The 291-nt window shown below is 36.4% G+C and carries 1 protein-coding gene; it reads right to left on the minus strand.

Annotation, left to right across the window (positions count from 1 at the left end; all coding sequences use genetic code 11):
- Window positions 1–189, minus strand: a 189-nt coding sequence (locus AAEY79_RS14435) for a mobilization protein MobS (protein ID WP_352288970.1), incomplete at its 3' end; no start/stop codon positions are given.
- Between the last annotated feature and the right edge of the window lie 102 nt (window positions 190–291).

A 291-nucleotide genomic window follows, 5' to 3' on the forward strand; every position in this document is an offset into this window, starting at 1 on the left:
ATTATCGGCTGTATATTCCTTTAAACCATCCACCGATCCTTTCTCTAAAGCGTCCACAAGAAAAGCCCCCAGTAATATCTTTTGCCGTGTTAGCTTCTTATCTAGCTTCTGTTTTTCTTTATTTATTTTAAGTTCAAGCGCGTTAATATTCTGCTGTTCTTTTAAATCGTTACCACCAAGTAAGCTCATACCTTTCTCCTAAACCATCAAATTATCTATTTACCCGACTATAGCAAGTTCGCCAGTACCTAACAATAGTTTATGATATAGTTAATTGACGGATGGTTGCGT

The organism is Psychrobacter sp. GW64-MNA-CIBAN-0177, assembly GCF_040309585.1.
GTDB classification, from domain to species: domain Bacteria; phylum Pseudomonadota; class Gammaproteobacteria; order Pseudomonadales; family Moraxellaceae; genus Psychrobacter; species Psychrobacter okhotskensis.